Annotated in this window: 27 protein-coding genes; 16 read left to right on the top strand and 11 right to left on the bottom strand. The window is 67.1% G+C overall.

Going from position 1 to position 26,436, the window contains the following annotated elements:
- Positions 1–404 precede the first annotated feature (404 nt).
- Positions 405–836: a hypothetical protein gene (locus tag BYZ73_RS00630; RefSeq protein WP_108023391.1), complete on the top strand. Its 432-nt coding sequence runs from the start codon at positions 405–407 to the stop codon at positions 834–836.
- On the opposite strand, the gene BYZ73_RS00635 is transcribed toward BYZ73_RS00630, so the two are convergent.
- Complete coding sequence (locus BYZ73_RS00635) at positions 833–1,432, bottom strand: nucleotidyltransferase family protein (RefSeq protein ID WP_108023393.1); 600 nt, start codon at positions 1,430–1,432, stop codon at positions 833–835. The two genes, BYZ73_RS00630 and BYZ73_RS00635, sit on opposite strands and share 4 nt — an antisense overlap.
- A gap of 137 nt (positions 1,433–1,569) precedes the next feature.
- Here BYZ73_RS00635 and BYZ73_RS22315 point away from each other — a divergent pair, with 137 nt between their 5' ends.
- Entirely contained in the window at positions 1,570–1,818 is a 249-nt protein-coding gene (locus BYZ73_RS22315) for a hypothetical protein (protein WP_146176212.1), read from the top strand.
- 8 nt (positions 1,819–1,826) lie between these two features.
- Here BYZ73_RS22315 and BYZ73_RS00640 read toward each other — a convergent pair whose 3' ends face one another.
- From BYZ73_RS00640 to BYZ73_RS00675, 8 genes are all read right to left on the bottom strand, one after another.
- A complete protein-coding gene (locus tag BYZ73_RS00640) occupies positions 1,827–3,119 on the bottom strand; it encodes a branched-chain amino acid ABC transporter permease (RefSeq protein ID WP_108023705.1) in 1,293 nt (430 codons plus the stop codon).
- A gap of 2 nt (positions 3,120–3,121) precedes the next feature.
- Positions 3,122–4,132, bottom strand: coding sequence for a branched-chain amino acid ABC transporter permease (locus BYZ73_RS00645; protein WP_108023395.1), 1,011 nt, complete (start codon positions 4,130–4,132; stop codon positions 3,122–3,124).
- On the bottom strand, positions 4,132–4,605 hold the full coding sequence (locus tag BYZ73_RS00650) for a hypothetical protein (protein WP_112314501.1): 474 nt from the start codon (positions 4,603–4,605) through the stop codon (positions 4,132–4,134). The genes BYZ73_RS00645 and BYZ73_RS00650 overlap by 1 nt, the downstream gene beginning before the upstream one ends.
- Before the next feature lie 54 nt (positions 4,606–4,659).
- Positions 4,660–5,070: a hypothetical protein gene (locus BYZ73_RS00655; RefSeq protein WP_112314502.1), complete on the bottom strand. Its 411-nt coding sequence runs from the start codon at positions 5,068–5,070 to the stop codon at positions 4,660–4,662.
- Between the two features lie 35 nt (positions 5,071–5,105).
- Positions 5,106–5,816, bottom strand: coding sequence for an ABC transporter ATP-binding protein (locus tag BYZ73_RS00660; RefSeq protein WP_108023401.1), 711 nt, complete (start codon positions 5,814–5,816; stop codon positions 5,106–5,108).
- Between the two features lie 116 nt (positions 5,817–5,932).
- A complete protein-coding gene (locus BYZ73_RS00665) occupies positions 5,933–6,721 on the bottom strand; it encodes an ABC transporter ATP-binding protein (RefSeq protein WP_112314503.1) in 789 nt (262 codons plus the stop codon).
- A 114-nt stretch (positions 6,722–6,835) separates the two neighbouring features.
- Positions 6,836–8,020 (bottom strand): ABC transporter substrate-binding protein, encoded by a 1,185-nt coding sequence (locus tag BYZ73_RS00670; protein WP_108023405.1) that lies wholly within the window; start codon positions 8,018–8,020, stop codon positions 6,836–6,838.
- Positions 8,021–8,149: 129 nt separating this feature from the next.
- The gene (locus tag BYZ73_RS00675; protein WP_108023707.1) at positions 8,150–9,067 is read right to left on the bottom strand and encodes a GlxA family transcriptional regulator; all 918 of its coding nucleotides are present in this window, start codon (positions 9,065–9,067) and stop codon (positions 8,150–8,152) included.
- Between the two features lie 320 nt (positions 9,068–9,387).
- Here BYZ73_RS00675 and BYZ73_RS00680 point away from each other — a divergent pair, with 320 nt between their 5' ends.
- Complete coding sequence (locus BYZ73_RS00680) at positions 9,388–10,758, top strand: class II 3-deoxy-7-phosphoheptulonate synthase (RefSeq protein ID WP_108023407.1); 1,371 nt, start codon at positions 9,388–9,390, stop codon at positions 10,756–10,758.
- A gap of 183 nt (positions 10,759–10,941) precedes the next feature.
- Here the strand turns inward: BYZ73_RS00680 and BYZ73_RS00685 are convergent, their stop codons facing one another.
- Positions 10,942–11,580: a PAS domain-containing protein gene (locus BYZ73_RS00685; RefSeq protein ID WP_108023409.1), complete on the bottom strand. Its 639-nt coding sequence runs from the start codon at positions 11,578–11,580 to the stop codon at positions 10,942–10,944.
- 170 nt (positions 11,581–11,750) lie between these two features.
- Between BYZ73_RS00685 and BYZ73_RS00690 the strand changes: the two genes are divergently transcribed.
- From BYZ73_RS00690 to BYZ73_RS00700, 3 genes are read left to right on the top strand one after another with little or no spacing between them, the layout of a single operon-like run.
- Positions 11,751–12,632 carry a YicC/YloC family endoribonuclease gene (locus tag BYZ73_RS00690; RefSeq protein WP_342768174.1) on the top strand — a complete coding sequence of 294 codons (882 nt, stop codon included), beginning with the start codon at positions 11,751–11,753 and terminating at the stop codon, positions 12,630–12,632.
- A gap of 6 nt (positions 12,633–12,638) precedes the next feature.
- Positions 12,639–13,280 carry a guanylate kinase gene (gene gmk, locus BYZ73_RS00695; protein ID WP_112314505.1) on the top strand — a complete coding sequence of 214 codons (642 nt, stop codon included), beginning with the start codon at positions 12,639–12,641 and terminating at the stop codon, positions 13,278–13,280.
- Positions 13,277–13,804 (top strand): gamma carbonic anhydrase family protein, encoded by a 528-nt coding sequence (locus tag BYZ73_RS00700; RefSeq protein WP_112314506.1) that lies wholly within the window; start codon positions 13,277–13,279, stop codon positions 13,802–13,804. The genes gmk and BYZ73_RS00700 overlap by 4 nt, the downstream gene beginning before the upstream one ends.
- 49 nt (positions 13,805–13,853) lie before the next feature.
- Here the strand turns inward: BYZ73_RS00700 and BYZ73_RS00705 are convergent, their stop codons facing one another.
- Positions 13,854–14,234 (bottom strand): hypothetical protein, encoded by a 381-nt coding sequence (locus BYZ73_RS00705; protein ID WP_112314507.1) that lies wholly within the window; start codon positions 14,232–14,234, stop codon positions 13,854–13,856.
- A 209-nt stretch (positions 14,235–14,443) separates the two neighbouring features.
- On the opposite strand from BYZ73_RS00705, the gene BYZ73_RS00710 reads away from it, so the two are divergent.
- The 10 genes from BYZ73_RS00710 to BYZ73_RS00755 all read left to right on the top strand — a co-directional run bounded on the left by BYZ73_RS00710 (position 14,444) and on the right by BYZ73_RS00755 (position 26,360).
- Complete coding sequence (locus BYZ73_RS00710; protein ID WP_170120292.1) at positions 14,444–15,484, top strand: ATP-binding protein; 1,041 nt, start codon at positions 14,444–14,446, stop codon at positions 15,482–15,484.
- 166 nt (positions 15,485–15,650) lie between these two features.
- Positions 15,651–16,685 carry a substrate-binding domain-containing protein gene (locus BYZ73_RS00715; RefSeq protein ID WP_112314508.1) on the top strand — a complete coding sequence of 345 codons (1,035 nt, stop codon included), beginning with the start codon at positions 15,651–15,653 and terminating at the stop codon, positions 16,683–16,685.
- A gap of 78 nt (positions 16,686–16,763) precedes the next feature.
- A complete protein-coding gene (gene pstC, locus BYZ73_RS00720; protein ID WP_112314509.1) occupies positions 16,764–18,227 on the top strand; it encodes a phosphate ABC transporter permease subunit PstC in 1,464 nt (487 codons plus the stop codon).
- Positions 18,224–19,609 carry a phosphate ABC transporter permease PstA gene (gene pstA / locus BYZ73_RS00725; protein ID WP_112314510.1) on the top strand — a complete coding sequence of 462 codons (1,386 nt, stop codon included), beginning with the start codon at positions 18,224–18,226 and terminating at the stop codon, positions 19,607–19,609. Before pstC ends, pstA begins: the two co-directional genes overlap by 4 nt.
- 25 nt (positions 19,610–19,634) lie before the next feature.
- Positions 19,635–20,432: a phosphate ABC transporter ATP-binding protein PstB gene (gene pstB, locus BYZ73_RS00730; protein WP_112314511.1), complete on the top strand. Its 798-nt coding sequence runs from the start codon at positions 19,635–19,637 to the stop codon at positions 20,430–20,432.
- Between the two features lie 25 nt (positions 20,433–20,457).
- Positions 20,458–21,168: a phosphate signaling complex protein PhoU gene (gene phoU, locus BYZ73_RS00735; protein ID WP_425440007.1), complete on the top strand. Its 711-nt coding sequence runs from the start codon at positions 20,458–20,460 to the stop codon at positions 21,166–21,168.
- Between the two features lie 4 nt (positions 21,169–21,172).
- Positions 21,173–21,865, top strand: coding sequence for a phosphate regulon transcriptional regulator PhoB (phoB, locus tag BYZ73_RS00740; protein WP_108023427.1), 693 nt, complete (start codon positions 21,173–21,175; stop codon positions 21,863–21,865).
- A 175-nt stretch (positions 21,866–22,040) separates the two neighbouring features.
- Positions 22,041–23,198: a cytochrome-c peroxidase gene (locus tag BYZ73_RS00745; protein ID WP_112314512.1), complete on the top strand. Its 1,158-nt coding sequence runs from the start codon at positions 22,041–22,043 to the stop codon at positions 23,196–23,198.
- A 456-nt stretch (positions 23,199–23,654) separates the two neighbouring features.
- Positions 23,655–24,890, top strand: a complete 1,236-nt coding sequence (locus BYZ73_RS00750; RefSeq protein ID WP_181497922.1) for a helix-turn-helix transcriptional regulator — start codon at positions 23,655–23,657, stop codon at positions 24,888–24,890.
- Positions 24,891–25,037: 147 nt separating this feature from the next.
- A complete protein-coding gene (locus BYZ73_RS00755) occupies positions 25,038–26,360 on the top strand; it encodes a GGDEF domain-containing protein (protein WP_181497923.1) in 1,323 nt (440 codons plus the stop codon).
- Positions 26,361–26,436 lie beyond the last annotated feature (76 nt).

Below are 26,436 nucleotides of genomic sequence, written 5' to 3' on the forward strand. Positions count from 1 at the left end.
TGCGCGGTTCTGGACCACCTGCTGCGGGGCGGGGACAGGGCCATGCCTTCTTTAGGCCATACTCCGCCGTAGCGCCCCAAGGCGTCCCGGGTTAAGGTTTTGTCAACCGATCCGGGGGCGGTCGGGCGGCTGTGCGGGGGCTTGGCCGATCGCGGGGCGGGACGTGCGTGGGACCGGCAAATCGGGTCGGCCGGCGCCGATCCAACCAGGGCAGCTCGGGTCGCCTGCGTCCCGTGCGCGTTCCGCAGGCGATTGCGCCACTGGTTTAGGCCGTGGCCCCGCGACAGATGAAATCCAGGCTCTTGCGCCCGGAGCGTTTCCCCTGCAAAACGTCGCACCCGCTGGACAGGTGCCGATGCAGACGGCACGATCCGGCGGCGCGCGTGAGAACCCGGGGAAAGAAAATGTCCGACGAGTCCGAGGCCTGGCACATGATGCCGGTGGCGATCCTGGCAATCCTCTGGAACCTTGCCGGATGCGCCGATTACGTGATGACGCAATATGGCGTGGCGCCGTATCTTCAGCTTTTCACCCAGACGCAGGCCGCCTATTTCACCTCTGTTCCCGCCTTTGTCGACGGCGCCTGGGCGGTCGCGGTCTGGGGCGGTCTGCTCGGCGCGGTGCTGCTGTTTCTCAGGGTCGGCGCGGCGCCCTGGGTGCTGGGCTTCTCGGCCCTGGGGATGACCACGGCGGCGGTCTGGCTGATCGGCTTCGCGACGCCCGGCCTGACCGAGGTCGCAGGCTATTTCGGCGACGCGATGATCGCCGGGGCGGCGGCGATGGCGATCCTGTTCTATGCCTATGCCCGCCGGATGCGGGTTCTGGGCGAGCTTTAGCGCCCCGCCCGGGCGCGCCAGTCGGTCCAGTCCTCGGGCGTGTCGAGATCGGTGACGGCGCGTCCGCCCGGCAGGGCCAGCCTGCGCACCGTCTCGCGGGCCAGCAGGTCGCGCCCGCCGACATCGCCCGCCACCGTTTCAAGCGCGGGGAAAAGCCGTGCCGGAAAGACCACCGGATGGCCCGGGCGGCCGTCCTCGGCGGTGGCGCGCAGGCAGCTGTCTGGGGCCTCGGCGAAGCTCTCGATCAGGCGGAGGAGATCCTCCGTCTCGATCTCGGGCAGGTCGGGCAGCATCACCATCAGCCCGCGCGCGCCTGCGGCGGCTGCGGCCTCGGCCCCGGCGCGCAGCGAGGCCGCCATGCCCTCGGCCGGGTCGACATGGGTGACCCTGAGGCGCGGCAGCCCGTCCAGCTGTTCGGCTCTGGGACCGCCCGCATGGCGGGGCAGGGTGACCAGAACCGGGGCGCCGCTGGCCCCGGCCCGGCGGGCCTGACGGCGCAAGAGCGCCTCGCCGTCGACCGTCTCGAGCAGCTTGTCCCGCCCGCGCATCCGCGACGAGGCGCCGGCGGCGGGCATGAGGATCAGGATGTCGGTCATCTTGGCCGGTCCCCCTCTTTGTGAACGGCCTGCCGCCCCCGCGCGGCCGCCGTCAAGGTCATGAAACCCGACTGCTCCGCTGCGGTCCGTGACGGTAACAAAGATTAACGACCGGGCCGAAGACGGAGGAGATGCCGATGGGCAGACGGGTCATGCGGGCGCTGTGCGCTCTGGTACTCATCCTAGGGGCAGGGGAGGCTCTGGCGCAAGGGCAGGGACGGGTGACGCCTCTGACGCCGACGGCGCGGCTGCTTTTGCTGGCCCCGCCGCCGGTGCAGCCGGTCTATTGCTGCAAGGTCTGCAGCAAGGGCAAGGCCTGCGGCGACAGCTGCATCAGCCGCAGCCGGTCCTGCCATGTGGGGTCCGGCTGCGCCTGCGACGGCTAGCGCGGGGCCTAGCGTTCGGGGATCAGCCCGCGCGGGCTGAAGCGCAGCACCACCAGCAGCACCACCCCCATGGTCAGGAGCCGCATATGCGCGACGCTGTCCAGAAGATGCGTCTTCAGCGCCGAGCCGTCGGCCATGCCCGAGGTGATCACGCCCATCAGCCAGGCGCCCAGGGGTTCCACCTGCACCCAGAGGAACCAGATCAGGAAGCCGCCCAGCACCGAGCCCCAGTTGTTGCCCGACCCGCCGACGATCACCATCACCCAGATCAGGAAGGTAAAGCGCAGCGGCTGGAACGAGCTGGGGGTGAGCTGGCTGTCATAGGTGATCATCATCGCGCCTGCGAGCCCGCAGATGGCCGAGCCGAGGATGAAGATCTGCAGATGCCGGCGGGTGACGTCCTTGCCCATGGCGGCGGCGGCGGTCTCGTTGTCGCGGATCGCGCGCATCATCCGGCCCCAGGGCGATTTCAGCGCCTTCTCGCAGAGCCAGAGCAGGACCACCAGCACCAGGGCGAAGAGCCCCGCATACAGCAGCTTGACGAAGATGGTCGAGGCGGTCAGCGGGTCCAGCCCAAGGTCCTGCGCGCGGGCGACGAATTCGGCGCTCGATTGCAGATCGACCTCGTAGGGCACGGGGCGCGGGATGCCGTTGACGTTCTTGACGCCGCGGCTCAGCCAGTCCTCGTTCTTCAGGACCGCGATGATGATCTCGGCGATGCCGAGCGTCGCGATGGCCAGATAGTCCGACCGAAGCCCCAGCGCGGTCTTGCCGATCACCCAGGCCGCCCCCGCCGCCAGCAGGGCGCCGACCGGCCAGCCGATCAGCACCGGCAGGCCGAGCCCGCCCAGATAGCCGGTCGCGGCCGGGTCGATGGCCTCGATCGCCTCGACCGCCGGATCGAAGATCGCGCGATAGAGAAAGAAGCCCGCGATGAGCCAGAGGATCATGGCGATCCCGCGCAGACGGCCCTTGCCCAGCTTTCGCCAGATCGCGATGGCCCCGGCAATGACGCCGAGCCCGACGGCCAGCCCGGCCCAGACGCGGACGCCGCCCGCGGCCCAGGCCTCGGGCACCGGCGGCATCGCGATCAGCACCACGGCCAGACCGCCCAGCGCCGAAAAGCCCATGACACCGATGTTGAAGAGCCCGGCATAGCCCCATTGCAGGTTGACCCCCAGCGCCATCACCGCCGAGATCAGCCCGTAATTCAGGATGAAGAGCGCGGCGTTCCAGCTTTGCAGAAAGCCCGTGCCCGCGATCAGAAGGGCCACCAGCGCGAAAAGCGCCCGGTCACGCATGGTCATATGGATTTCCCCCGGAAAAGCCCCGTCGGCCGGAACAGCAGCACGATCACCAGGATCACGAAGCTGACCGCGAACTTGTAGTCGGTGCTCAGAAGCTGCACGAGCCCGTCAGGCGCCAGATTGTCGGGCAGGGTATAGGTCAGCACCTTCTTCCAGGCATAGGTGACCATCACCTCGGAATAGGCGATCAGGAAGCCGCCCGCGATGGCGCCCAGCGGGCTGCCGATGCCGCCGACGATGGCCGAGGCGAAGATCGGCAGCAGAAGCTGGAAGTAGGTGAAGGGCTTGAACGACTTGTCGAGCCCGTAGAGCACGCCCGCGATGGTCGCCAGCGCCGCCACGATGATCCAGGTGATCGCCACCACGCGTTCGGGGTTGATCCCCGACAGCAGCGCCAGATCCTCGTTGTCGGAAAAGGCCCGCATCGACTTGCCGGTGCGGGTATAGGTCAGGAACCAGAAGAGCAGCGCCACCACGATGACCGCCGTGACGATGGTCAGCCCCTGGGTGCTGCGGATCGCCAGCCCCTCGGAGAGGCCCGTCATCTTGCGGAACTCGCCCGCGGTGACGATGAAGCGCTCGCCATCGGCGAAGTTCTGTTCGCCCGGCCCGATGATGATCCGGACGATGCCGTTGAGGATGAACATCACCCCCATCGAGACGATGACCAGGATCACCGGCTTGGCGCGCTGCTGCCGGTAGAAGCGATAGACCAGCCGGTCGGTGCCCAGCACCATCAGCGCGGTCCCGGCGATCCCGAAGGGCAGGGCCAGCAGGGCCGTGGGCAGCGGCCCGAACGAGACCCCGGCCGCCTGCAACGCCCAGGTGACGAGGATCGTGACCATGGTCCCGAAGGCCATGGTGTCGCCATGGGCGAAATTCGAAAAGCGCAAGACGGCATAGATCAGCGTGACCCCCAGCGCCCCCAGCGCAAGCTGGGCGCCGTAGGCGGTGGCCGGGACCAGCACGAAATTGGCGAAAGCCACAAGGGCATTGAGGAAATCCATCACTCGCAGGTCCCGATATAGGTCGTTGAAACCGGCCCCTCGGCCGAATGAACGGTGTAGCGCGCGGCGGGCCCGGAAAGCGCCATATAGTGCCGCTTGGCCCCGGCACCGCCTTGCAGGAACAGCGTGCCGCCGGGTCTGGGGCCGGGTCCGGGGCCGCTTCCCGGCCCGCTCAGCGTGCCGATGGTCTCGACGCGCCCGTCGGAAAGGCTCAGATCGGCCCGCGCCAGCACAACGCTCGCCCCCAGGCCGCCGATCCGTCCGCTGACGGCGGCCGTCACATCGGTCGCCTCGCAGGGCGCGGCCTCGCGGCAGGCGGTTGCGAAATGGCAGCGCATCTCGAACCCGTTCGGGCCGGGGTCCCTGGCGGTCTGCGCGGCGGCAGGCAGGGCAAGCGCGGCCCAGAGCACGAGCAGACCGGCCAGCGCGGCCAGTTTCCGCGGCCGGGACGCGATCTCGGGGGCGTGGGTCACGGCGTGACTCCTTCGAACGGGTCCGGGGCGCGCGCCTCTGCGCCCGGACAGGCTTCAGTCCTTTTCGGCACAGGTGCCATGCACGGTGACGGCAATCGTCCGGGGCGTGCCGCCCTCGGGGTCGAGCAGCACCGCGTCATGCCGGGTCAGTACGAAATCGAGCGTGTCGAAGACGGTCAGCACGCCCGCGCCCTGGCCGGGTTCCAGCCCGCCGCCGCTGGCCTGCAGGCGCACGCCCTCGGTGCCGGGCAGGCGGCGGAATTCGTAGAACCGCCCGGTCTCGTCGGCGCCCTCGGGCGTCATCACCACCTTGGCGCCGGTCTTGCGCCCGACCTCCAGCGCATAGCGCAGCTCGGTCGGCTGACAGCCCGTGCTGCCCGCTTCCAGATTGCTGACGCAGGTCAGTTGCGCCACGCAGTCGAGGCTGACGGCCGCCGCCCCCGCTGCGCCGGCCGAAGCCGCCACCAGGGATCCTGCAAGGATTGCCAGATGTCGCATGCTCAGCCCCCCAGGAAGGTGCGTCGCACCTCGGGATCGTCGAGCAGCGCCCGGCCGGTATCGGTATAGGCGTTGCTGCCCTGCACCAGCACATAGCCCTTGTCGGCGATCTCCAGCGCCTGACGCGCGTTCTGTTCCACCATCAGGATGGAAATGCCGGTCCGCGCCACCTCGATGATCCGGTCGAAGAGCTCGTCCATCACGATCGGGCTGACGCCCGCGGTCGGCTCATCGAGCATCAGCACAGAGGGCCGGGTCATCAGCGCACGGCCCACGGCCACCTGCTGGCGCTGGCCGCCCGACAGCTCGCCCGCCGCCTGCCGGCGCTTTTCCTTCAGGATCGGGAACAGCCGGTAGACCTCGTCGATGGTGCCCGAAATGTCGTCGCGGCGCAGGAAGGCGCCCATTTCGAGGTTCTCCTCGACCGTCATCGAGGTGAAGATGTTGTGGGTCTGCGGCACGAAGGCCATGCCCTTGGCGACGCGGGCCTGGGGGCTGAGGCGGGTGATGTCCTCGCCGTTCAGCCGCACCGCCCCGGCATGAATGTTCAGCATCCCGAAAACCGCCTTCATCGCGGTCGACTTGCCCGCCCCGTTGGGGCCCACGATCACGGCGATCTCGCCCTTCTCGACCGCCACCGTGCAGCCGTGCAGGATATCGGCCCCGCCATAGCCGCCGGTCATCCGGTCCCCGATCAGGAAAGGCTCTGCCATGCGTGCGCTTCCGTTCTTCTTCTTGGTTCAAATACCCATGCCCGGGCCCGCAAGAGGCACCGGCCGGGCGGTTTTTCGGACGCCGGTCTCAGCAGGCGCCAGTCTCTGGCGCTGTTTCAGGCACTGGCGCCCGCCGTCATCTTGTTCTTCAGCCCGGTGCCCAGATAGGCCTCGATCACCGCCTCGTTCTGCATGATCTCGTCGGCCTTGCCCTCGGCCAGCACCTTGCCCTCGGCCATCACGATCACCGGATCGCAAAGCCGGCCGATGAAATCCATGTCATGCTCGATCACGCAGAAGGTGTAGCCGCGTTCCTTGTTCAGCCGGACGATGGCCTCGCCGATGGTGTTCAGCAGCGTGCGGTTCACGCCCGCGCCGACCTCGTCGAGGAAGACGATCTTGGCATCGACCATCATCGTCCGGCCCAGCTCCAGCAACTTTTTCTGTCCGCCCGACAGATTGCCCGCCTTTTCGTCGGCAACATGCGAGATCGTCAGGAACTCGAGCACCTCGTCGGCCTTCCGGGCCAGCGCGCGTTCCTCCTCGGCGATCCGGCCGCGCCGGAACCAGGCCGACCACAGGCCTTCGCCCGACTGACCCGCGGGCACCATCATCAGGTTCTCGCGCACCGTCATCGAGGAAAATTCATGGGCGATCTGGAAGGTCCTCAGAAGCCCCTTGTGAAACAGCTCGTGCGGCTTCAGCCCGGTGATGTCCTCGCCATCCATCAGGACCCGGCCCGAGGTCGGCGGCAGCACCCCCGCGATCACGTTGAACAGGGTCGACTTGCCCGCACCGTTCGGCCCGATCAGCCCGGTGATCGACCCGGTCTCGATCTCGATCGAGGCGCCGTCAACGGCGTGAAAGCCGCCGAAATGCTTGTGCAGGTTTTCGACCTTGATCATCGGTTTTCCCTTTGCCGCCGCGTCCTTGCCCGGCGGCGGGCGCTTAGCGAATGGCACGGCCCGGGGCAACCTTTTTCAGCCCCGGGCCGTCCGGCCTTAATGTCGCGGTGCGGCTCAGCGGAACCGGTCGGTGACCGCCTTGCCGTCGGTGATGGTGAACTCTCGGAAGCTGCCCGCGCTTTCGCCGGACCCGATCATCTCGACATTGGTGGCGCCGACATAGTCGATGTCCTCGCCCGCCTTGAGCAGCTCGAGCCCCTTGGCCAGCTCGCCGGGCAGGATCTTCTCGCCGGGCGCGTTGGCCACGTCCATGATCTTGTCCTTGTAGTCCGCGGGCGCGGACGATCCCGCCGCCTGCATCGCCAGCAACATCAGCGCGGCCGCGTCATAGTCTTCGCCCACATAGGACGAGGTGCCGTCGAAGCCCGCTTCGGCCGCCATGTCGAGGATCGTCTGCGCGCCGTCGCTGTCGGTGCCGGGCACGGTGCCGAACGAGCCGTCGAGCGGCGAGCCGATGGCCTCGATCAGCGAGTCGCCATACATGCCGTCGGGCAGGAAGAAGGTGTCGAAGGCGCCGGTATCGACCGACGCCTGGATGATGCCCTTGCCGCCCTGATCGACATAGCCCGCCACGACCAGCATGTCGCCGCCCGCCGAGGCCAGCGCCGCGACCTCGGCCGAATAGTCGGCCTTGCCGTCCTCATGCGCGGCCGAGATCGTCACCGTGCCGCCGGCGGCCTCGAAGGCGGACTGGATCGAGTCCGCCAGCCCCTTGCCGTAGTCGTTGTTTGTGTAGGAGATCGCGACCGAGGAGATGCCCCGTTCCTTCAGCACGTCGGCGATCACCTCGCCCTGGCGCGCGTCCGACGGCGCGGTGCGGAAGAAGAGCCCGTCATCCTCGGCGGTCGAGAGCGCGGGCGAGGTCGAGGAGGGCGAGATCATCACCACGCCGTTCGGGCGGGCGACGTTCTGCAGCACCGCACCGGACACGCCCGAACAGTCGGCGCCCACGATGCCGTTGACCTTGTCCGAGGTGACCAGCCGTTCGCCCGAGGCGGTGGCGGCGGCGGCGTCGACGCAGGTCGAGTCGGCCCGCACCGAGCTTACCGTGGCGCCGTCCAGCAGCGTGCCGGCCTTGTTGACCTCGGCAATCGCCAGTTCCGCGCCCGCGGCCATGTTCGGCGTGATCGATTCCAGCGGGCCGGTAAAGCCCAGAAGGATGCCGATCTTGACCTCTTCGGCGTTCGCGACGCCAGCGAGAGCCAGCGTGGCCGCGCTGGCCAGAAGCAGTTTCTTCATTCTTAGAACTCCCGTGTTGGAACGAAATTCATCGTGACCGTAAAAGCCGCGCAAGAAAAAGAAAAGGGCGTGCCTCAGCGCCCCGGGATCCCGGCCCGCAGGACAGACCGCCCGCGCCCGTCCGGCGCCTCACGCCTCGAGCCTCCCGCCGCGGCTGCCGCGTTCGCGGTAGGGCGTGGTGTCGTAATGGGCGCGGTAGCATTTCGAGAAGTGGCTGGGCGAGGCAAAGCCGCAGGCCAGCGCCACGTTGATGACGCTCATGTCCGTCTGCATCAGCAGGTTGCGCGCCTTCGACAGCCGAAGTTCCATGTAATAGCGTTTCGGGCTGCGGTTCAGGTAGCGGCGGAACAGCCGTTCGAGCTGACGCGTCGACATGCCGACATCGCGCGCCAGCGTCGCGGGCGAGATCGGGTCCTCGAGGTTTTTCTCCATCACCTGGATGACCTGGCTCAGCTTGGGGTGGCGCACCCCGATCCGGGTCGGGATCGACAGCCGCTGGGTGTCCTGGTCGGTGCGGATCGAGGAATAGATCAGCTGATCGGCCACCGCATTGGCCAGATCTTGGCCATGGGTCTGCGCGATCAGCGTCAACGCGAGGTCGATCGAGGCGGTGCCGCCCGCCGTCGTCATCCGGTTGCCGTCGATCACGAAGACGGACCGCGTCAGCTCGATCTCGGGGAAATCCTCGAGAAAGCCGTCCTGGTTTTCCCAGTGGATGGTCGCGCGCTTGCCGTCGAGCAGCCCGGCCTTGGCCAGCGCATGGGCCGCGGTGCAAAGCCCGGCCACGATCAGCCCCTTGCGCGCCTCGCGCCGGAGCCAGCCGACCAGCGGCCGGGTGGTGGCCTTCTGCACGTCGATGCCGCCGCAGACGATGACGATCTCGTCGCGCCCCAGCGGCTCGAGCCCGATGTCGAGCAGAACCCGGCTGCCGTTCGAACAGGCCGCCTCGCCGCCGCCTTCGCCCGCCAGCCGCCAGCGGTAAAGCGTCTGCCCGGCCATGCGGTTGGCGATGCGGAAGGGCTCGATGGCCCCGGCGAAGCTCATCATCGTGAACCGGTCAAGCAAGACGAAGACCAGGTCCTGCGGTTTCCGCCCGGCGGCGGCCGCGAGTGTGGTGCTGGATCTGTCGGGAACCGGGGCCAAGTGTTCCTCCGCGCGTCGTGTCGATCAGCGATACAGAATTGTCCGTCGGGATCAAGGCTCTGAACGCGCCCGGGCGGACGGGCAGGGGCATGACGGGGCGGCATCGGTCTGCTGCTGCGGGCGGGCGGCGGCGCCGCGGCGGCAGGCAAGGCGAATTCCGGGTAGCCGGGGAGGCCCTCAGCACCTATAAGGCACAAGTTGACGAAGAGCATGGAACCACGACGATGACCACCTGGCAGAAATCGGATTGGCGTGCCCGCCCGCGGGTGCAGATGCCCGACTACACCGATGCGGCGGCGCTGACGGCCGTCGAGGCGCAGCTTGCCAAGTATCCGCCGCTGGTCTTTGCGGGCGAGGCGCGCAACCTGACCGCCAAGCTCGGACAGGCGGCGCAGGGCAAGGCCTTCCTGTTGCAAGGGGGCGACTGCGCCGAAAGCTTCGCCGAATTTTCCGCCGACACCATCCGCGACACCTTCAAGGTGCTGTTGCAGATGGCCATCGTGCTGACCTGGGGCGCCAAGGTGCCGGTGATCAAGGTCGGCCGGATGGCGGGCCAGTTCGCCAAGCCGCGCTCGGCCCCGACCGAGACGATGAACGGGGTCGAACTGCCCAGCTATCGCGGCGACATCATCAACGGCTTCGACTTCACCCCCGAGGCGCGGATCCCCGATCCGGCGCGGATGCTGCAGGCCTATACCCAGGCCGCCGCCTCGCTGAACCTGTTGCGCGCCTTTTCCAAGGGCGGGTTCGCCGATATCCACCGGGTGCATGCCTGGACGCTGGGCTTCCTCGAACGCGACGAGGCCGAGAAATACCGCGACATGGCCAACCGGATCAGCGACACGCTGGCCTTCATGACCGCGGCGGGCGTCAATGGCGAGACCATGAACGGGCTCTCGACGGTCGATTTCTTCACCTCGCACGAGGCGCTGCTGCTGGAATACGAAGAGGCGCTGACCCGGGTCGACTCGACCTCGGGCAACTGGATCGCGGGCTCGGGCCACATGATCTGGATCGGCGACCGCACCCGGCAGGTCGATGGCGCCCATGTCGCCTTCTGCCAGGGCGTGATGAACCCGATCGGGCTGAAATGCGGGCCCTCGATGGCCGAGGACGACCTGAAGATCCTGATCGAGAAGCTGAACCCGAAGAACGTGCCGGGGCGGCTGACGCTGATCTCGCGCTTCGGGGCGGGCAAGGTGGGCGATCACCTGCCGCGGCTGATCAAGGTGGTGCGCGAGATGGGGGCCGAGGTGCTTTGGGTCTGCGACCCGATGCATGGCAACACCATCAAGTCGCCGAGCGGCTTCAAGACCCGGCCCTTCGACGCGGTGCTGTGCGAGGTGCAGGAGTTCTTCGCCGTCCACAAGGCCGAGGGCACGATCCCCGGCGGCGTGCATTTCGAGATGACCGGCAAGGACGTGACCGAATGCACCGGCGGCGTGCGCGCGGTGACCGACGAGGACCTGTCCTCGCGCTATCACACCGCCTGCGACCCGCGGCTCAATGCCAGCCAGGCGCTGGAACTGGCCTTCCTCGTCGCCGAGGAACTGTCAGCGCGCAACGACGCGGCCGCGGCCGCAGCCGCGATGTGATCCGCTCTGGCCGGCGGGGGCACAGTGCCCCTGTCGGCCGACGCTTCATGCAGGGGCGCAAGATCGCCCGGCACCCCATTCCAGAACAACAAAAAAATCCCGCCCGCCTTCTGGCGGACGGGACGTTTCCTCCGGACAGGCGATACCCGTCGCCCGGCGTCCGGAGAGGACCATTCCTTGATGTCAGAACGCCGGTTCCGGTTCGACGATCCCGCCCTGAATGACCGTCAGTGCCGGGCGGCGCGCCTCGCCCTCGTCCTGCGCGGGGCGCGGTTCGGGATTGGCGGTTTCGCCGAGGATCTGGAACCGGCGGGGCGTCCAGCCCACGGTGCCGACCGTGGCCAGCGCGCCGAGGATCTTGGTGGGCGAGCCGTTCTCGCGGGCCAGCGGCAGCAGGATCATCCCGGCGAACAGGGCCTGACGATTGTAGCTGCGCGGCGAGATCAGCGTCAGCCGCACGCTCGCCCCGTCGCCCGCCAGAAGCGCCTCGATCTTTTCTTCCAGCACCGGCCGCGATTCCGGCAGGATCATCGCCGAAAGCGGCATGCCGCGCATGTCCATGCCCATCAGGTCGGTCATGTGCTGGCCGGTCAGCCGCAGCCGCAGGTGGCGCGGCGCCATCGCCTCGGCCACGAAGCAGTTCGACAGCGCCCGCGAGAAGCCGCGCGGATCGAGCTGCGCCCGGCTGGGCAATGTGCCCTGATCGTCCCGCAGCCGGGCCCAATAGGTTTCCACCTCGTCCAGGGCGGACAGGGCGCCTCCGGTTCGGTATCCCGACAGGGCGATCACCGCAGCGCGGGGACGGGTTTCGGACTCCACCATGGCAGTCTCCTTGCATCTCGGTATCGCCGCGGGCACCCTGTCCGCGGCGTTGTCGCCACCCGATCGAAGTGCTATCGCGGTGCGACCACTGTTGAAAGGAATTTGCCACAAAATGGCCACTTATTCGCGCCTTTTTTATACCGAAGGTTAACGGGTTCATGTTGCAGTCGATGACCGCCTTCGCGTCCCGCTCCGGACAGACGGAAACGCATGTCTGGACATGGGAGTTGCGGGGCGTGAACGGGAAGGGGCTGGACCTGCGCCTGAGGCTGCCGGACTGGGTGTCCGGGCTGGAACAGGCGGTGCGGACGGCCGTGCAGGGACGGGTGACACGGGGCAGCGTGACCCTGGGGCTGCGACTCACGGCCCGCGATTCGGCCCATAATGCCCTGCATGTGGACCCGGCCGCGCTGACGGCGGCGCTGGCGCTGTTGGCCCGGGTCGAGGCCGAGGCGGAGCGGCAGGGGCTGCGTCTGGCGCCCTCGAGCGCGGTCGAGATCCTGGCGATGCGGGGGCTTGCCGACAACGCCGCGCCCGACCCCGATACCGGCCCGCTGCTGGCGGCGCTGACCGCCGATCTCGGCCCGCTTCTTGACGACTTTGTGGCGATGCGGGCGGCCGAGGGCCGGGCGTTGACCACCGTGCTTTGCGACCATCTCGCCACAATTTCGTCACTTGCCGAGACCGCCGCCCGTGCGGCCGAGGCCCGGCGCGGGCAGATGGAAGAGACGCTGACGACCGCGCTTGCGCGGGTGATGGAGGGCGCGGCGGGCGCCGATCCCGACCGGGTCGCGCAGGAACTGGCGCTGATCGCGGTCAAGACCGACGTGACCGAAGAGATCGACCGGCTCAGGGCCCATGTGGCGGCGGCCCGGGCGCTGATGGCGACGGGCGAACCGGCCGGGCGCAAGCTCGACTTCCTGATGCAGGAATTCAACCGCGAGGCCAACACGCTGTGTTCGAAGGCGCAGTCGGCCGAGCTGACCCGGGTCGGGCTTGACCTCAAGGCCGCCATCGATCAGATGCGCGAACAGGTCCAGAACGTGGAGTAAGAGGCGATGGCGGCACGGCGCGGATTGCTGATCATCCTGTCTTCGCCCTCGGGCGCGGGCAAGTCGACGCTGGCACGCCGGTTGCGCGGCTGGGACCCGGCCATCGCGTTTTCGGTTTCGGCCACCACCCGCGCGCCGCGGCCGGGCGAGGTCGACGGGCACGACTATCATTTCCTGTCCGAACAGGCCTTCAAGGCGCAGGTCGCGCGCGGGGCCATGCTGGAACACGCCTTCGTCTTCGGCAATTTCTACGGCTCGCCCGAAGCGCCGGTGCGCGCCGCTATCGAGGCCGGGCAGGACGTGCTGTTCGACATCGACTGGCAGGGGGCGCAGCAGATCCGCAATTCGTCGCTGGGCCAGCACACGCTGTCGATCTTCCTGCTGCCGCCCTCGATCGCCGAGCTGCGCCGGCGTCTGGTCAGCCGCGGCCAGGACACCGCCGAGACCATCGCCGGGCGCATGCAGAAAAGCTGGGACGAGATCAGCCACTGGGACGGCTACGATTTCGTGCTGGTGAACGACGATCTCGACGCCACCGAAGAGAAGCTGAAGACCATCCTGACCGCCACCCGCCTGCGGCGCAGCCAGCAGCCCGGTCTGACCGAGCATGTGCGCGCGTTGCAGGCCGAATTCGAGGCCCTGCCATGACGCTGTATTCTCTCGACGGACTTGCCCCCACGCTGCCCGAGGATGGCGATTATTGGGTCGCCCCCGATGCCAACGTGATCGGCAAGGTGATCCTCGGCGCGGGCGCCTCGATCTGGTTCGGCAGCACGCTTCGGGGCGATAACGAGCCGATCACGGTCGGCGCCGGGACCAATATTCAGGAAAACACCGTCTGCCATACGGACATGGGCTATCCGCTGACCATCGGCGCGGGCTGCACCATCGGCCACAAGGCGATGCTGCATGGCTGCACCATCGGCGAGAACACCCTGATCGGGATGGGCGCCACTGTGCTGAACGGCGCCCGGATCGGCCGCAACTGCCTGATCGGAGCGGGGGCCCTGATCACCGAGGGCAAGGAGATCCCCGATAACAGCCTGGTGATGGGCGCGCCGGGCAAGGTCGTGCGGCAGCTGGATGAGGCGGCCATCGAGCGGTTGCGGCAGTCGGCGCTGCATTATCAGGAAAACGCGCGCCGCTACCGGGCGGGTCTTGTCGCGATATGAGACCGACCGTGCCGGCCCGTTCGAGCAGCGCGCCGCAACCGGCGGGGCGCTAGTGCCGCGCCCGGGGGATCAGCTGGACGGTGATGCCCGGGCAAAGCGCCGCGATCTCGCGCCGGATGATTTCGGGGTTGGGCACGACGGGCGTCACCACGACATAAAGCCCGCGATATCCGCCCAGGTCCAGCTGCGTGGCCAGATCCATCGCGTCGAACTGTTCGGTCAGAAGCGGCGAGACCACCATGTCGACAGATTGCACCGAGCACAGCGCGGTCTGAACCAGACCGTAGGGCAGCCGCTCGACGCGCGCGCTGGCAAAGGGCATGCCGATTTCCGGCTGATCGACCCGATCGAAACCGATCAGAAGCGCCATTCCGCCGCGGCCTGCGCCGGGCTCGGCATGAGGGGCTTGTCCGGGGCCTGTATATTCCATAGTCGCGCTCCTTTTGGCGACTGGCCATCACGGCCGAATTGCAGAAAACCTCGTCAACAACACTGTCAAGCTGTTCATTACGCCATGTACACAAGTCTGCCTATAGCGCGTGGGTGGGCAATCTGGCAATTGCCCAAAGGTCGATTCCGTCACGTCCAGCCGTCACGTCATGGCCGGTCCGGGGCCGGTCTTCAGCGATGGGGTAAAAAGTGAACGATTCTTTAGGGTTGTCAATTATTGCGGGAGTTCCCGTTCCGGTGGTTCTGATCGGCCGGGACGAGCGTGTCAACGCGCTCAATGATGCGGCCATGGCCCTGTTCGGCCCCAGCGGCAGGGGGCGTCATTATGTGACCGTGCTGCGCCATCCGGCGCTTCTGGATTGTGTGGAAGAGGCGCTGCGGCTGCGCCAGCCGCGGCGCGCGCGCTATCTGCGCAGCGATCTGGGGCGCGATTCGACCTATGACGTGACCGCCAGCCCGCTTGAAGGGGTCGCGGCCGGCGGGGTCGTTCTCAGCTTTGCCGACATCTCCGACCGCGAGCAGGCCGGGCAGATCCGCCGCGATTTCGTGGCCAATGTCAGCCACGAGCTGAAAACCCCGCTGACCGCGCTGATGGGCTTCATCGAGACCCTGCGCGGCCCGGCCAGGGACGACGAGGCCGCGCGCGAGCGGTTTCTCGAGATCATGGCGCGCGAGGCGGAACGGATGAACCGGCTGGTCAGCGATCTGCTGTCGCTGAGTCGGGTCGAGGCCGAAGAGCGGATGCGGCCCGGCGTGCGGGTCGATGTCGCCGCGCTGTTGCGGACCTCGGTGCAGACCCTGCGGTCGCTGGCGCGCGACGCGGCGGTCGAGATGACGCTGGAGGGGGCCGAGGACGCGGCCCATGTGCTGGGCGACGAGGACCAGCTGACCCAGGTGTTCCACAACCTGATCGAGAACGGCATCAAGTATGGCGGCTCGGGCGGGGTGCTGCGGCTGGTCCTGACCCGGTCCGAGCGCGAGCTGGCGTTTCGCGGCCCCGGCGTGCGGATCGACGTGATCGACCGGGGCGAGGGGTTCGATCCGGTGCATATCCCGCGCCTGACCGAACGGTTCTACCGGGTCGACAACCACCGCTCGCGCGAGATGGGCGGCACCGGGCTGGGGCTGGCCATCGTCAAGCATATCGTGAACCGCCATCGCGGCCGATTCCGGATCGACAGCGTTCCGGGCGAGGGAAGCACGTTTTCGGTGATGCTGCCGATGGCCTGACAACCCATGGTGGCAAGGCGAAAGCGGAGCCCCGAGATGTCGCAGCCGAATATGACGACTGTCATAAAACCGTTACGTCTCTGTCACAAAAGGTTGGCGCCGCAGGTCTAGGACCCGGGCCGAGGCCGCCCGCAGTCCCGCGGCCGAAACCAATCAGGAGCTATTCATGTCCTTTGCGAAACTGACCGCCTCGGCGCTCGCCATCGCTGCCGTTTCGGCGACCGCCGCCGCGGCGCGCGACAACGTCCAGGTTGCCGGGTCCTCGACCGTGCTGCCCTATGCCTCGATCGTCGCCGAAGCCTTCGGCGAGAACTTCGACTTCCCGACCCCGGTCGTGGAATCGGGCGGGTCGTCGGCCGGTCTGAAACGCTTCTGCGAAGGCGTCGGCGAAACCTCGATCGACATCGCGAACGCCTCGCGTCCGATCAAGGACAAGGAAATCGAGACCTGCAAGGCCAATGGCGTGTCGGACATCATCGAGGTCCGCATCGGCTATGACGGGATCGTGTTCGCCAGCCAGCTGAACGGCCCGGCCTTCACCGCCTTCACGCCCTCGGACCTTTACAAGGCGCTGGCCGCCGAACTGCCGGTCGACGGCAAGATGGTGGCGAACACCGCCGCCACCTGGGCCGATGCCAACCCGGACCTGCCCGCGGTCGATATCGCGGCCTTCATCCCCGGCACCAAGCATGGCACTCGCGAGGTCTTCGAAGAGAAGGTGCTGATCGAGGGCTGCAAGGCCACCGGCGCGCTGGACGCGATGGTCGGCATGGGCATGGACGAGAAAGACGCCGAGAAGGCCTGCAAGGCGGTCCGCACTGACGGCAAGTCGGTCGACATCGACGGCGACTATACCGAGACCCTGGCCCGCATCGACACCAACCCGAACGGCATCGGCGTGTTCGGACTGGCCTTCTACGAGAACAACACCGACAAGCTGAAGGTCGCGACCATGTCGGGCGTTGCTCCCTCGACCGAGACCATCGCTTCGGGCGAGTATCCGGTGTCGCGTCCGCTGTTCTTCTACATCAAGAAAGCCCATATCGGCGTGATCCCCGGCCTGAAGGAATTCGCCGAATTCTTCGTGTCGGATGAAATGGCCGGCCCCGACGGCCCGCTGGCGGCCTATGGCCTGGTGTCGGACCCGGAACTGGCTGCGACCCAGGCGAAGGTTGCCAACGAAGAGACCATGAGCAACTAAGCTCGGCAGGTCCGGAAGGGCGGCGCCCACGCCGCCCTTCCGTCTTTTAGGTTGTTTCATCCGACAGACGGAGCGGTCATGCCTGTTCTCTGGCTCGTGCTCATCGTGTTTGCCCTCGGCGCCCTCGGCTTTGTCCTGGGCCGGCGCCGCGCCCTGGGCGGGGCGGGGGGCGACATTCGCCTGCTGCATTCGCTGCCCTCCTATTACGGCACCAATGTCACCTTGCTGACCGTCGTGCCGGCGCTGTTCCTGCTGGGCATCTGGCTTCTGGTGCAGCCCGTCGTGGTCGACGCGAGAGTGTCGGCGATGCTGCCCGACAGCGCCATTTCCGAAGGCACCACGCGCGATCTGGTGATGAGCGACGTGCGGCGCATCGCCGAGGGGCTGGACAAGGCCGTAGCCGAGGGCGCGATGACCCACCGCGAGGCCCGCGACATCCGGGCCGAGTTCACCGATGTCCGCAACCGGCTTGGCGCGGTCGGCGTGGCGCTGGGATCGACGGTCGGCGCGCCCGAGCTTTACGCCGCCCAGCGCTACCGCAGGATTGCGGGCGAGGGCAGCCTGGCGATGACAGGCGTCGTTCTGGCGCTGGCCCTGGGGGGCTTCGCGCTGTCGCTGATCCGCACGACGCCCAGCTTCCGGGCGCGGAACACGGTCGAGACCGGCATCCGCTATGTGCTGATCTTCGCGGCCACCATCGCGATCCTGACCACCATCGGCATCGTGCTGTCGCTGGTCTTCAACACCATCGATTTCTTCCGGCTTTATCCCGCCTGGGACTTCTTCTTCGGCACGACCTGGAGCCCCAGCTTCGGCGGCGGGTCCGACCTTGGCATCCTGCCGCTGCTGTGGGGCACGTTCTATATTTCGATCATCGCGCTTGCCGTATCGGTGCCGATCGGGCTGTTCGCGGCGATCTACCTGTCGGAATACGCCTCGCCGCATGTCCGCGCCTTCGCCAAGCCCATGATCGAGGTGCTGGCGGGCATTCCCACCATCGTTTACGGCCTGTTCGCGCTGCTGACCGTCGGTCCGCTCTTGCTGAAGGTTTTCGGTCAGGACGGGGTCGGCATCATGCAGGCGGGCACGGCCGTCATGACCGCGGGTCTGGTGATGGGCATCATGCTGATCCCCTTCGTCAGCTCGCTGTCCGATGACATCATCAACGCGGTGCCGCAATCGATGCGCGACGGGTCGCTGGGGCTTGGCGCCACCCGGTCGGAAACCGTCCGGCAGGTGGTCCTTCCGGCGGCGCTGCCGGGCATCGTCGGCGCCATCCTGCTGGCCGCGAGCCGCGCCATCGGCGAGACCATGATCGTGGTGCTGGGGGCAGGGGCCGCGGCCAATCTGTCGCTGAACCCGTTCGAGGCGATGACGACCGTGACCGCCAAGATCGTCAGCCAGCTGACCGGGGATGCGGACTTCGCCAGCCCCGAGGCGCTGGTCGCCTTCGCGCTTGGCATGACGCTGTTCGTCATCACCCTTGGGCTGAACGTCTTCGCCCTTTACATCGTGCGCAAGTACCGGGAGCAGTACGAATGACCGACGTCCCCTTCACCGACGCATCGTCCGGCCCGGCCCGGCCCGCCCGCACCGGTTCTCTGCTCGAGGCCGACGCGCGCACCCGCCGCCGCAACGCCGCCGAGGCCCGGTTCCGGCTTTACGGGATCGCCGCGGTCGGGGTCGGCCTGTTCTTCCTGGCGGCGCTGCTTTACGCCATCTTCTCGAACGGCATCGGCGCGTTCCAGCAGACGGGCTACACGCTGCAGATCGAATTCCGCGAGGACGTACTGGACAAGACCGGCAATCGCGACCTCGAGGACATCAAGTCAGTCAAGACCTTTGCTTATTCGCCGCTGTTGCGCGCGGCGATGCTGCGCGAGATCGAGACGCACGGGATCGACACGCCGCTGGCCGAGGCCAAGCTCACCGGCTTTTCCTCGCCGCTCGACAAGCTGTTTTCCGATGGCGCCCGCTCGACCTTGCGCGACATGGTGCTGGCCGATCCAAGCCTGATCGGGCAGACGGTCGCGGTGCGGATCCTGGCTTCGTCGCGGGTCGACGGCTATCTCAAGGGCCGCGTCAGCCGCGAGTCGATCGAGCGCGACAAGAACCTCGACGCGGTCCATCTGGACCTGATCGACAAGCTGCGCGAGGCGGGTGTCGCGACCAAGGGCTTCAACCTGGCCTTCATCACCGGGCCCGACGCCTCGGACGCGCGGCCCGAACAGGCGGGGCTGGGCGTCGCCATGCTGGGGTCGCTTTACATGATGATCGTGGTGCTGGCGCTGGCGCTGCCGATCGGCGTCGCGGCCTCGATCTATCTGGAGGAATTCGCGCCGCAGAACCGCTTTACCGACATCATCGAGGTCAACATCTCGAACCTCGCGGCGGTGCCCTCGATCGTCTTCGGGATCCTCGGGCTGGCGGTCTTCATCCAGTTCGTCCACCTGCCGCAATCGGCGCCGCTGGTCGGCGGGCTGGTGCTGTCGCTGATGACCCTGCCGACGATCATCATCTCGACCCGCGCCTCGCTGAAGGCGGTGCCGCCCTCGATCCGCGACGCGGCGCTGGGGGTCGGGGCCTCGAAGATGCAGGCGGTGTTCCACCATGTGCTGCCGCTGGCGATGCCCGGTATCCTGACCGGCACCATCATCGGGCTGGCGCAGGCGCTGGGCGAAACCGCGCCGCTGCTGCTGATCGGGATGGTGGGCTTCATCGCCTCGAACTATCCCGACGGGGCGATCTCGGGCTTTCTCGCGCCGAACTCGGCCATGCCCGCACAGATCTACGAATGGGCCAAGCGGGCCGACCCGGCCTTCTACGAACGGGCCTGGGGCGGCATCATCATCCTGCTTCTGTTCCTGATGACCATGAACATCATCGCCATCATCCTGCGCCGCCGCTTCGAGCGCCGCTGGTAGAGCGCCGCGAAAGGACATCTAAGACATGTACGACAATCCAGATCTTGCGAGGACGACGGTGACGAGGGACATCAAGATCGCGGCGCATGGTTGCCAGGTCTACTACGGCGACACGCATGCGATCAGGGATGTCGATATCGACATCGAGGACAAGACCGTGACCGCCTTCATCGGCCCCTCGGGCTGCGGCAAGTCCACCTTCCTGCGCTGCCTTAACCGGATGAACGACACCATCGACATCTGCCGGGTCGAGGGCGACATCCGGCTGGACGGCGAGGACATCTACGACAAGCGGGTCGATCCGGTACAGCTGCGCGCCAAGGTCGGCATGGTGTTCCAGAAGCCGAACCCCTTCCCGAAATCGATCTACGACAACGTGGCCTACGGGCCGCGCATCCACGGGCTGGCGCGCTGCAAGGCCGATCTCGACGAGATCGTCGAAAGCTCGCTGCGCCGTGCCGCGATCTGGGGCGAGGTCAAGGACCGGCTCGACGCGCCCGGCACCGGGCTGTCGGGCGGCCAGCAGCAACGGCTGTGCATCGCGCGGGCGGTGGCGACCGAACCCGAGGTGCTGTTGATGGACGAGCCCTGTTCCGCGCTCGACCCGATCGCGACCGCCCAGGTCGAGGAGCTGATCGACGAGCTGCGCAGCCAGTATTCGGTGGTGATCGTGACGCACTCGATGCAGCAGGCCGCGCGGGTCAGCCAGAAGACGGCCTTCTTCCATCTGGGCAGCCTGGTGGAATATGGCGAGACGGGGCACATCTTCACCAATCCGACCGACCCCCGCACCGAAAGCTACATCACCGGCCGGATCGGCTGAGAAAGGTTCCAGAATGTCGGACGTGATGAAGGACCCGCATATCGTCAAATCCTACGACCGCGATCTTGAATCGATCCAGGCGCTCATCATGAAGATGGGCGGTCTGGTCGAGACCGCGATCCTCGAGGCCGCGAATTCGCTCGAGGCCCGGGACGAGGAGCTGGCCGAACGGGTGCGCAAGGGCGACAAGGCCATCGACGCGCTGGAAGAGAAGGTCAACGAAGAGGCCGCGCGGCTTCTGGCGCTGCGCCAGCCCTCGGCGGGCGATCTGCGCACCGTGCTGTCGGTGATGAAGATCTCGGCCAATCTGGAACGTTGCGGCGACTATGCCAAGAACATGGCCAAGCGCACCGGCGTGCTGGTGCAGATGGCGCCGATGGAAGGCTCGGCCGGCGCGATCCGGCGCATGGCCAAGGCCGTCGAGCTGATGCTGAAGGACGCGCTCGACGCCTATATCCAGCGCGACGCCGAACTGGCCGAGGACGTGCGCCAGCGCGATCTCGAGGTCGACCAGATGTACAACGCGCTGTTCCGCGAATTCCTGACCTTCATGATGGAAGACCCGCGCAACATCACCGCCTGCATGCATCTGCATTTCATCGCCAAGAACATCGAGCGGATGGGCGACCATGTGACCTCGATGGCCGAGCAGGTGATCTATCTGGCGACCGGCCATCTGCCCGAGGACGAACGCCCGAAAGCAGACCGCACCTCGGTCGATGCGGGCCGGAGCTGACCGCATGAGCCCGTCCGAACAGCCCACGGTCCTGATCGTCGAGGACGAGCCCGCCCAGCGTGAAGTCCTGGCCTACAACCTTCAGGCCGAGGGCTTTCGGGTGTCGAAGGCCGAGAACGGCGAAGAGGCGCTTTTGCTCGTGGACGAGCAGGCGCCCGACATCATCGTTCTCGACTGGATGCTGCCCTCGGTTTCGGGCATCGAGGTCTGCCGCCGCCTGAAATCGCGCGCCGATACCCGGGGCGTGCCGATCATCATGCTTTCGGCCCGGTCGGAAGAGGTCGACCGGGTGCGGGGGCTGGAAACCGGCGCCGACGACTATGTGGTGAAGCCCTATTCGGTGGTCGAGCTGATGGCCCGGGTGCGGGCGCAGTTGCGCCGCACGCGCCCGGCCGCCGTCGGCCAGAGGCTGGAATTCGAGGATATCCTGCTGGATGCCGAGACCCACAAGGTGTTCCGGTCCGACAAGCCGCTGAAGCTCGGGCCCACCGAATTCCGGCTTCTGTCGACCTTCATGGAAAAACCCGGCCGGGTCTGGAGCCGCGAGCAGTTGCTCGACCGGGTCTGGGGGCGGGACATCTATGTCGACACGCGCACCGTGGATGTCCATATCGGACGTCTGCGGAAGGCGCTGTGCCAGCATGGCGGGTCCGATCCGGTCCGCACCGTGCGGGGCGCGGGCTACGCACTGGGCTGAGCTTTCAGTGCCGACCGGTTCCTGCACGGGCTCCCGGCGGTTTCCCGATTTTTTCTGTCAGGAATTGATCCCGACGCGACGTCGGCCTATGCTGGGCGGGTGTCGCCGGGGCGCTGCCCCTGGGGCGCAAAGATCCGACCACCGGACCGGCTCCGGGCTGACAGGGACAAGGCACATGGGACGACCGGGCATCGCCACCGCAGCGGCAGTTTTCATATCCGCGGCGGGCCTCGCCTCGGCCGAAGAGGGAGGCGCGACCGCCGGTCCCTATGCCACGCCTGAGGCCTTCGGCGAGGCGCTCTTCTTCGATGTGAACCTCTCGAAGACCCGCAGCCAGGCCTGCGCCACCTGCCACGATCCGGCCCAGGCCTTCACCGACCCGCGGCCGACCGCGGCGGGGCGGGCGGTGTCGCTGGGAGCCGACGGCCACTCGCTGGGCGACCGCAACGCACCGACCGCCGCCTATGCCATGTTCTCGCCGACCTTCGCCCGGCGCGCCGATGGCAGCTATGTCGGCGGCCAGTTCCATGACGGCCGCGCCGCCGATCTGGCCGAGCAGGCGGGCGGGCCGCCTCTGAACCCGATCGAGATGGGGCTGGCCGATGTGAACGAGGCCGCCGCGCGCATTCTGGAAAACCCGCGTTACGGCGCGACGCTCGACGCGCTTTACGGCCCCGGGACCGCCTCGGACCCCGAGGCCGTCTATCGCGCCGCGACCTCGGCCATCGCAGCCTTCGAGGCGACCGATCTCTTCGCGCCCTTCGATTCCAGGTATGACAGATACTTGCGGGGCGAAGTTCAGCTGACGGATGAAGAAGAGCTGGGCCGTGTCCTGTTCTTTTCGCAGCAGTTCACCAACTGCAATCTCTGCCACCAGCTGCGCAGCTCGCCCATGGCGGCGGACGAGACCTTCACCGATTACAGCTATCACAATATCGGTGTGCCCGCGAATACGGCCGCGCGTGCGGTCACCGGCGTCACCGCGACCGATCCCGGGCTGCTGGCCAATCCGGCGGTCGACGACCCGGCGGAGGCGGGGAAGTTCAAGGTGCCGGGGCTGCGCAACGTCGCGGTGACCGGGCCTTACATGCATAACGGCGTCTTCGAGGATCTGCGGACCGTGATCCTGTTCTACAACAAATACAACAGCAAGGCGCCGGCGCGGCAGATCAATCCCGAGACCGGCGCACCCTGGGCCGCGCCCGAAGTGCCGGACACGCTGTCGATGGACGAACTGACGACCGGACCTGCGCTCGACGACGAGCGGATCGACGCGCTGGTGGCGTTTCTCGCGACTCTGACCGATCGCCGTTATGAGGATCTGCTAAAGTAAGAGGGCCGAACGCAGGTCCTCGGCGCTTTAAGCGCGAGCCGCGCCATTGGAAACAGCCGGGGCAGCGCCAGTCGAGCGATCAGGCAAGTCGGATAATCATGATTATGTAACCTAAATCCCTTCAAGCCGCGCGACTCCGACTGCGACCAATTCAACCCAGGATCCAGCCGACCGTTTCCCGGCGTCACGGGCATCATGTTCCGTTGAGTGGAACAAAGTGCCATGATAACAAGGGCTAGACTGCGGCTACCGCACCGTTTGCAAGGCCGATCCCGGAAAACGGGACGTTTCGCCCGCTGGTCTTGCACACAGTTACGCTGCGCGGCAGCGCTCGACAGGAGCCGCTTACCTGAACTAACAAAAAGGCATGTGTGGAGGGTCAGTCATGTTGGGTCGAGTTCGGCAAACCGTGTCCGTGCGTCTGTGCGCTTCCGGAACCGCGAGGTCGAGGTCTTCATGAGCCTTGAACATCTGAGCGCCTTGATCGCTGCGCGCAGCATCGAAGAGCTTTGGGCGCTGCACACCCAGAAGATGGCCGATTTCGGGTTCGACCGACTGATCTACGGGTTCACGCGATTCCGCGCCGCCAACAGCTTCGGCGACCGCGACGACGTCATCGTCCTGTCGAACCATTCGCCGGACTATGTCCGCGCCTTCGTCGACAAAGGGCTTTACATGAATGCCCCGATGGTCCGCTGGGCCTCGCGGAACGAAGGCACCAGCAGCTGGCGGATCATCGCCGAGCGGATGGCCCGGGGCGAACTTCCGCCCGAAGAGCTGGAAGTGCTCCAATTCAACCGCTCGATGGGCGTGGTCGCGGGCTACACGATCAGCTTCAGCGAAATCTCGGTCCGCGCCAAGGGCGCCATCGGGCTTGCGGCCCGGCCCGGGCTCGACCAGGACGATGTCGACCGGATCTGGGCCGAACATGGCGACGTGATCCAGCTGATGAACGACGTGATGCACCTGAAGGTGCACAACCTGCCCTATGCCGCACAGCGCCCGCCGCTGACCCCGCGCCAGCGCGAGGTGCTGGAATGGGTCGGCGACGGCAAGACCACGCTCGACATCGCCACCGCCCAACAGCATGCAGACAAGTCCGAAGGCCGCGACCGGCTGGCGGCCGTCCGCGGCCGACAGGACCGTGCCCATCGCGACCCACCAGATCCCCGCCCAGGCGGCCGCCAGCAGCGCCAGCGCCGCGCCCCTACTGAAGGGCTTGACCGCGAGGCCAAGATTCAGGGTCAACACCGCATAGGCGGATGGCAGGTCGAAACCGGCGCCAGTCCGCAGCATCCCCGGCAGGGATGTGCCCGAGAGCATCGCCGGCCAGCCGGGCAGCAGGGCCTCAAGAAGCCCCTGCGCGCCGATCAGAGCGGCGCCAAGCCCGAGCCCGGTCCAGATCGTCAAAGACCGTCCGGCGGGCCGACGCCCAAGCAGCGACAGCGCAAACAGCGCGAAACCGGCGGCGGCGGCGGGATGAAGCGAGGCCGCCTCCCGATGCGGCGGGATCAGCGACACCGGCAGCGCGCCAGCCAGGGCCGCGACCAGCATGGCAAGACCAAGCAGGCGAAGCGCCTGACGCGACAGGGCATGGGCGGGAAAGGCGGCGAGGTTGGGCACGGTGTGGCCCCCAAGGCTGCAAGATCTCGGCCCGAAAACCGTAATATTTTGACCCTAATCTGCAGTTAAGGTTAATAAGATTGCGCGACAGGACGAAATAGCGTGCGGCGCGTAACCAAATATTAAACCTATCGCTGCCCAATTCTGCCGCATAAACGGTGACGAGCGAGCGGTACGATGTGGATCAGTGGCCTGACAATGCGGAAATCCGGAGCGATGCGCGTTCTGGGCCTTGCCATCCTTCTTGTGATCGGTTCCGGGCTCATCCAGAATCTCCTGTCTCCCCCCGACGACAGCGCGGCGGCGCTCCATCCCCTGCCCGCGATCGGCTTTGCGCTTTTCGGGCTGGTCTTCCTGACCGGCCCGCAGACCCTGAGCCGCAACGCCCCGATCCGCATGATCGCCGCCATCATAGCGGTTCTGGCGGTCGAGCGGCTTCTGGAAGCGTCGGTCCCCGGCTGGGTGCAGATCGTGGGCCATCCCCGGATCGAGGCATCGATCGAAGACATGGGGTTGCGCGGCATCTTGTCGGTCGAAATCTCCTTCGCGCTCGCCGTGCTCAATCTCGGACTGCTGGCCGAGCCGTATCAGCGCCAGACCGCGCTGCTGTTCCTGGCTGCCGCCTGGGTCGCGACCACCATGGGCATTCTCAAGCTCGCGTTCAATCTGACGCTCTGGCGCGGAGAAATGTCGCCCTATGCGCTCGCGACCATGGTGCTGGTCTGCTCGGCCCAGACGCTGAAGCTGCGCGACCAGCCGTTCCTGCGGCCGCTTTTCGCCCAGACCAGCTATGGCACCTATACCCGCGCGCTGGTCACCGGGGCGCTGGTCGTTCCGTGGATGTCGGGCTTTCTCTATTTCCTCAACGTGCGGCCCGATCCCGCCACCCATCTGGCGCTGGAGCTTGCCTTCGGTTTCATCGGCTGGATCATGCTGGCACTGGTGCTGAGCATCGGCCATCTGATGGAGAAATCGAGCCTCGCGCTGGAACATGCCGCGCGTCACGATCCGCTGACCGGCGCCCTGAACCGGCGCGGTCTGTCGGCGGCTCTGGGCACCCGCAACGAGGCGCGCGGGGTCGTTCTGTTCGACCTCGATCACTTCAAGGCGGTCAACGATGCGCTTGGCCATGACGCGGGCGACCGGCTTTTGCGCGACATCGCAGAGACCGTGACCCGGAACGTGCGCAACGGCGATCTGCTGGTGCGCTGGGGGGGCGAGGAATTCCTGGTGGTGATGACCAGTTCGGCCGAGGTGCTGCTGGTACAGACCGCCGAACGGCTGCGCCAGGCCATCGCCGCCCGGGACCCCATGCGGATCGGCGCGACGGCGTGTCCGGTCACCGCCTCCTTCGGCGTCAGCATGGTGCATCCCGGCGAGGTCGGCATCGCCGCGGCGATCCGCCGGGCCGACGAGGCGCTTTATGCCGCCAAGATCCGCGGCCGCAACCGCGTCGTTTCGGCCGCCACGCTCTGCCAGGCCGATACCGCCCCGCTGCCCACCGCCGACCCGATCGAGCCGACGCGGCTGGTGTCCTGAAACGGCCCGCTGCCCCGCCAGACACGGAAAGCGAGAAACCTAAAGCGAGAAACGAAAACGGCGCGGCCCCGTCCGG

This window comes from Rhodovulum viride (assembly GCF_003265965.1).
GTDB classification, from domain to species: domain Bacteria; phylum Pseudomonadota; class Alphaproteobacteria; order Rhodobacterales; family Rhodobacteraceae; genus Rhodovulum; species Rhodovulum kholense.